Origin of the sequence: Pseudochrobactrum sp. AO18b (assembly GCF_000409565.1) — a bacterium.
Lineage (GTDB): Bacteria > Pseudomonadota > Alphaproteobacteria > Rhizobiales > Rhizobiaceae > Pseudochrobactrum > Pseudochrobactrum saccharolyticum.
Window position 1 is genome coordinate 1 of record NZ_ANNO01000402.1, and the last position, 6,442, is coordinate 6,442.

General features: G+C 52.5%; 6 protein-coding genes. 2 read left to right on the top strand and 4 right to left on the bottom strand.

Annotated features, from left to right (window positions below; genetic code table 11):
* The 4 genes from A918_RS0115520 to A918_RS0115535 all read right to left on the bottom strand — a co-directional run.
* On the bottom strand, positions 1–1,020 hold a 1,020-nt coding region (locus tag A918_RS0115520), incomplete at its 3' end, for a TRAP transporter substrate-binding protein (protein ID WP_022711944.1).
* A 175-nt stretch (positions 1,021–1,195) separates the two neighbouring features.
* Positions 1,196–2,521: a TRAP transporter large permease subunit gene (locus A918_RS0115525; RefSeq protein WP_022711945.1), complete on the bottom strand. Its 1,326-nt coding sequence runs from the start codon at positions 2,519–2,521 to the stop codon at positions 1,196–1,198.
* Complete coding sequence (locus A918_RS0115530) at positions 2,518–3,078, bottom strand: TRAP transporter small permease subunit (protein ID WP_022711946.1); 561 nt, start codon at positions 3,076–3,078, stop codon at positions 2,518–2,520. Before A918_RS0115530 ends, A918_RS0115525 begins: the two co-directional genes overlap by 4 nt.
* A 128-nt stretch (positions 3,079–3,206) precedes the next feature.
* Positions 3,207–3,980 (bottom strand): N-formylglutamate amidohydrolase, encoded by a 774-nt coding sequence (locus tag A918_RS0115535; protein ID WP_051139070.1) that lies wholly within the window; start codon positions 3,978–3,980, stop codon positions 3,207–3,209.
* Between the two features lie 213 nt (positions 3,981–4,193).
* On the opposite strand from A918_RS0115535, the gene A918_RS0115540 reads away from it, so the two are divergent.
* Both A918_RS0115540 and A918_RS20745 read left to right on the top strand, forming a co-directional pair.
* Positions 4,194–5,042 (top strand): MurR/RpiR family transcriptional regulator, encoded by an 849-nt coding sequence (locus tag A918_RS0115540; protein ID WP_051139069.1) that lies wholly within the window; start codon positions 4,194–4,196, stop codon positions 5,040–5,042.
* A gap of 266 nt (positions 5,043–5,308) precedes the next feature.
* Positions 5,309–6,442, top strand: a 1,134-nt coding sequence (locus tag A918_RS20745) for an MFS transporter (RefSeq protein WP_084664859.1), incomplete at its 3' end; no start/stop codon positions are given.

Genomic DNA, 6,442 nt, shown 5'->3' on the forward strand with positions numbered 1-6,442 from the left:
TTTCTTCAGGATTTCGACCACTTTGGCATTGCGCGGGCTCTTCGCTGCAATTTCATCCCAGAACTTCATGGCCTCATCTTCAACTTTGCCCCATTCCGCTTCCGGAATAGTTGTCAGTTCAAGCTTACCGCCGGTGGTGCGGTAATGGGCTTCACCCCACCAGTACCAATGCTGACGGTAGTAATGGGAGCTGTCCATGCTGAGTTTAAACAGCTGCTGCAAATGCGCAGGCACGGCATTCCATTTTTCCGTATTGGCAAAATAGGAACCAGCCCAGGCACCGCTGATATTATTGGTGAGATAATATTTATTAATATCAGCCCAGCCGACCGTATAAACTTCGGTCGCGCCTGACCAGCACACGCCGTCCAGCTCGCCGGTCTGAATGGCCACTTCAATATCTTCCCAAGGCAGGGTTACAGGCACCACACCAAAACGGGTAAGGAACTGACCACCCGTCGGGAAGGTAAAGACGCGCAGGCCTTTCAGGTCTTCCAGCGAGCGGATCGGCTTGGTGGTTGCGAAGTTACACGGATCCCATGAACCGGCACTGAGCCATGTGACACCCGGAATTTCCTTATAGGCTTCTTCCCAGATTTCATTCAGGCCGCACCAGTTGAACAGTACCGGCACATCAAGGCTGTAACGTGAAGCGAACGGGAAATACGCCCCGAACACCGACACGTCCACTGGTGATGCCATGGAGTCATCATCAGACTGCGCCGCATCAATGGTACCCGCCTGCACCGCACGGAACAATTCGCCCTGCGGCACCAGCTGATCGGAAGTATAAAGCTCAATCACCATCTCGCCATTGGCAGCCTTGTTAAAAGCATCGATGGAAGGCTTGATGACGTGTTCAGCCAGAGCAGGCCCTGCATAGGTTTGCAGACGCCATTTAATCGGGCTCTGTGCTTTCACATAAGGGGTGGCGAGTGCAGTTGCGCCAACAGCCCCGACAGTGGTCAATGCAGACTTTTTAAGAAAGTCGCGCTTATTCAGAAATTTGCTGTCACTCATTTGCGTGTCTCCCGTCGCAATGGGCAGTTTCTGAGAAAAGTGGTAACCGGTTTTCCGCCAATTCTCTCAGTTTGAAACTGCGATAACAAACTACTTCACATTCAGTTTTGGTTCCCTTCACCGCAGTTTTGGCTTGTTGCCTTTTTTTGAACTGCGTTATGCACTTCACACTTTATCAGCGTCCCGAGTACCAGTTTGGCAGCCACAGAGCGATCTGCGGGAAGACCATCAGAATGATGACCGTCAGCACCATCAGGAAGAAGAACGGAACGATAGATTTATAAATATCAACCATGGTCACGCTGGACGGTGCGAGCGCCCGCATCATGAACAGGTTATAGCCGAAAGGCGGGGTGATATAGGCAATCTGACAGGTGATCGTGTAGAGAATACCAAACCAGATCGCATTGAATCCGAGGCTTTTAACCAGCGGAATATAGAGCGGCGCCACGATAACCAGCATCGCTGTGTCATCCAGAAACATGCCGAGCACCACAAAGGACAGCAGCATCAGGATCAGAATTGTCCATGGCGACAGATCAAATGTACCGATGAGCAGTTTTTCAATCGCCTTTACTGCGCCAAGACCATCATAAACGGATGAGAAGCACAGCGCCGCGAGAATGATCCAGAGGAACATACAAGAGATCATCAGCGAGTTACGGGTTGTGGTTTCCCAAACTGCTTTGGTCATCCGCCCGGTGAACAATGCCGCCAATGTTGCCAGCAAAGCGCCGACTACCGAGCTTTCCACCAGACTGGTTACACCGGTCAGAAACAGCCCCATCATTGTGCCGAAAATAATCAGAGGCAGCAGACCGGCGCGCAGCGTTGAAAACTTCTCCGCCCAAGTAATGCTGTCCAGCTCTTCTTTAGGCAATGTTGGCCCGAGTTCAGGATTAATCCTGCAGCGGATATAGATATAGACTGCAAATAATGTGGCCATCAGCAAGCCCGGCCCGATACCGGCCAGCCATAATTGCAGCACCGGCTGACGCGCAATCATCGCATAAAGCACCAGCACCACACTCGGCGGGATCAGAATACCCAGCGAGCTGCCCGCCTGAATAACGCCGGTCACCATAATCTTGTTATAGCCGCGCTTCAGCAGCTCCGGCAGAGCAACGGTTGCACCAATGGCCATACCGGCCACACTCAGGCCGTTCATAGAGGAAATCACAACCATCAGCCCGATAGTGCCAAGTGCCAGACCGCCGCGAATACCGCCGAACCAGACATGGAACATGCGGTAGAGATTGCTGGCAATGCCGGACTCTGAGAGCATATAGCCCATGAATACGAAGAACGGCACGGTAATCAGAGGATACCAGTTCAGCACCGCAAAAGTGGCATTGAACGGCATTTCAAACGCGCCGTTACCCCAGAGCAGCAGCGCCGCCAGCGAACCGACAAAACCGATCACACCGAATACGCGCTGCCCTGTCATCAGCAGCACCATCATTGTGGCAAACATGAAAAGAGTAATGAATTCCGAACTCATACAGTTTGCCCTTCCTGCGGTGCGGCATCAGGTATGTAAGCAGCAGGTTTGATCGGCGTGCCGCGCCAGATCGCGAAATCTTTGATAAGATTGGAGATGCACTGCAGCAGCAGCAGGAAAACACCGAGCGTCATCAGCGTTTTGATCGGCCACAAAACCGGAGCCCATGCCGTGTAATTGCGCTGATTATAGACATAGGCGTAATTGGTGCTGGAAAGCCCGCCCGCGAACATCACAACGAGATAGAAAATCACGCAGAGAATAGTAATGACATCTGTCAGCGCCTTCTTCTTCGGCGCAAAACGGTCATAAAACAAATCCATCCGCACATGAGCGTTCTGCTGCATCGCATAGGCACCGCCCAGCAGATAATAGGCCGAGAGAATGAACTGGGACATTTCCAGCACCCAGTTCACCGGCGCGCCCAGCACAACCCGCGAAAAGGTGGAGTAAAGCAGGCAGGCTGCCATCAAAAAGATGAGATACATCGCACAGCGACCGACCCGATAATTCAGCGCATCGACATATTTTACGAAGAGTCTGAGTATTTTCGGCACTTTTTTGTTCCCGTTGTTTCAGGCGTTTTACGACCGGTTTTCCGGCTCTTTTGCCTGTATTCACCAGTTACCTGTTTCCCTTGAACCCCGCCTGCTCCTCAACAGAATGCGGTTAAGGTCGTCTCTCCTTATGTAATCTCAATTTCCTGTAAGATTGACGACAGACGGGCAGCCCAAAGCGCCTGCCCTTTCTCGTCAGCAATTTCATTATTGCGGATTTCCACCATCGCGCAGAGATCACCCCGTTTACGCGCATGACATTCCACGGTGTAATAAACACGGTCATCCGGCGAATAAGGCTGGTTCACACCAACATTGATGCCTGAGCTTTCGCCGTCTTTGCGCAAACCCGCGATCATACGCGCACCCAGCCTGTCATCAGCATCATGAATGATCCCGATTTCCCACGGCCGCCCGACACCTTTATAAACCGGCGTATAGGAGTGAATGGTTATAACCCGGCTTTCCTGTCCACGCTTTTTGCGCGCCTCGATAACTTCTTCGATTTTATCGTGAAAAGGCTTGTGCGACAGGGATATACGCTCCTGCCGCTCTGCCTCTGACAGATTGTGATTGCCCGGTATCACCGTAAACTCACTGATCTCAGGAATAAGATCCGGCGCTGAAAGCGGCCGGTTACAATCAATCAGCAAGCGGGAAAGACCGGCCTCAACAAGCGTAGCATCCAGCGCTTTACTCATACGCCGCGCGACCTCAGCCGCACCCGGATCCCATGCAATATGGGCGGACATATCAGCCTCGCTCAATCCGAGGCGTGCAAATCTCTCCGGCATAAAATTCGTGGCATGTTCACAGATCAGCAGATACGGGCTTTCACCCTGCTCATTGAGAACAGTGACAGCCGGTATATCGCCACCGGCATCAGAATAACGGGTATGCATATCATTGCCGTGAGAATCGCGAATTTCCGCCATTCTTCCCCCCTCATGCGAGTAAATTTTATCATTTACACATGTAACTTATGTTACGTTATTTTTTATTTCGCACTATTGTGTATCATCTCATACGCATTATTATCTTTTGTCAAATAATATTTTTAAATGGGTTGAATCAAAAAGCGGGCCATTCAGTCCACTGATGCAAACAGGTGTTTTATGATGAACAATTTCACCAGTATCGCCGAACTGATAACCGAGCGGATTGACACAATGCCTCCGGGTGAGCGCAATGCCGCACAAACGCTGATTGCCAGTTATCCGATGCTTGGCCTTAAAACCGTTGCTGAATTTTCTGCTCAGGCAGGAGTGAGTTCCCCGACTATTCTGCGGTTTATCAACCGGCTCGGTTTTCAAAATTATTCCGATTTTCAGGCGCGTTTGCAGGATGAACTGGCCGCCCAGCTGCAATCTCCGCATAACCGCAATGAAAACCGGCAAAGCCAGCCGGACACCGATTATCCGGCAGTCGAACACAGTCTTGAAAATATCCGCGAAACTTTCCGCCATATCAGTGAGAAACAGTTAAGCGATATTGTCACTGCGCTGGCCTGTGCACGCGGCAATATTTATCTGATCGGGGGGCGTTTTACCGATCCCATTGCGCAATATATGGCTGCGCATATGACCGTGATCCGCCCGCATGTTTTCCACCTGTCGGGGCAGGAAAGCGCATGGCGTGACAGGCTGCTGGATATGGGCAAAAAGGATATTTTGATTGTCTTTGACATCCGCCGCTATCAGGACAGTCTGCTGCATCTGGCTGAAACCGCCAAAAGCCGCGGCGTTGATATTGTGCTGATAACGGATCAGTGGCTGTCGCCGATTGCCCGTTTTGCCCGTCATGTGATTGCAGGGCGCACCGGCGTTCCCTCGGCATGGGATTCTTCCGCCGCTTTATTTGTACTGGCGGAAAGCATCATTCGGGAAATGACCATACAGCTGGAACAAGACAGTGCCGCGCGTATTAAAGAACTGGAAGGTCTGCGCTTCAGAAACCGGCCATAATAAGCTTCACATTTCTCCGGTAGAGATTTTTATAAAAACTCTTTTCTTCCAACCATGCATCTTTCGATGTAATGGGAAGGCGACAAAAATTCAGATGAACCGCGCGTGTGGGAGGCACAAACGGATTTGACTGAATTCCTCTTCAGGCCGGATCACGCCCTGAGCTTTTAAAATAAACGCACATAATGAGAGTTGCCTCAGACACTTTCAATTTGTGTCCGCCCCCTATCAGAAACAGTTGCACATGCTGTTTCAGGAAAAATGAAATGACAGATTCCTCCCCCGCCATGGTGCTGGACGCCCCAGCGCTGGCCGATGCTGAAACATCTGCAACAAGCGCAGATACAACAAATTTCAAACTGGTTTTGCTGGCACTGGCAATGGGTGGCTTTGCTATCGGCACCACCGAATTTGCGGCCATGTCCCTGCTGCCTTATTTCTCCGCAGGCTTAGGCATTGATGAGCCAACCGCCGGTCATGTCATCAGCGCCTATGCGCTGGGTGTGGTCGTCGGCGCGCCAATTCTCGCTGTCTTCTTCGCACGTATGTCACGCCGCACGCTGGCTATGGGGCTGATGGCTGTATTTGCCGTCGCCAATGTGCTCAGCGCTCTATCGCCATCCTATCACTGGATGTTGCTGTTTCGCTTTATGAGCGGCCTGCCGCATGGCGCCTATTTTGGTGTAGCCGCGCTGATGGCCGCCTCACTGGTACCGATGAACCGCCGCGCATGGGCTGTTGGCCGTGTGATGCTCGGCCTGTCTATCGCAACCGTGATTGGTGTGCCTTTTGCCACATGGCTCGGGCAGCATCTCGGCTGGCGCTGGGGTTTCGGTGTTACCGGTATTCTGGCCACGCTCACTTTTCTGATGATTATGGCTTTTGCCCCGAAAGACCCGCCACGCCCCGGCGCCACACCGCTGCGTGAACTGGCCGCTTTGAAGAACCGTCAGGTCTGGCTCACGCTCGGCATTGGTGCGGTCGGCTTTGGTGGTCTGTTTGCAGTCTATTCCTATATTGCCTCCACCCTGCTGGAAGTCACCGGCGTTGCGCCCTATTGGGTTCCGGTTGTGCTGACTGTTTTTGGCGCGGGCATGACCTGCGGCACGCTGATTGGCTCATGGGGTGCTGACCGCGCCCTGATGCCGACTGCCGGTATTCTGCTGCTGTCAAATGCAATCTTTCTGGCAATCTTCCCATTCGTGGTGATGAATGTCTGGATTTTGACCGTGCTGGTCTTCCTGATCGGCTGTACCGGCGGCCTCGGCACCGTGCTGCAAACACGTCTGATGGATGTGGCGCAGGATGCTCAGACCCTTGCCGCAGCGCTTAATCACAGTGCCTTCAACGTCGCCAATGCCCTTGGCCCGTGGCTGGCTGGCCTCTCCATTGCCGCCGGC

Coding starts and splice junctions, on each gene's coding strand:
- A918_RS0115525 (WP_022711945.1), bottom strand. CDS start 2,521: ATGAGTTCGGAATTCATTACTCTTTTCATGTTTGCCACAATGATGGTG.
- A918_RS0115535 (WP_051139070.1), bottom strand. CDS start 3,980: ATGCATACCCGTTATTCTGATGCCGGTGGCGATATACCGGCTGTCACT.
- A918_RS0115540 (WP_051139069.1), top strand. CDS start 4,194: ATGATGAACAATTTCACCAGTATCGCCGAACTGATAACCGAGCGGATT.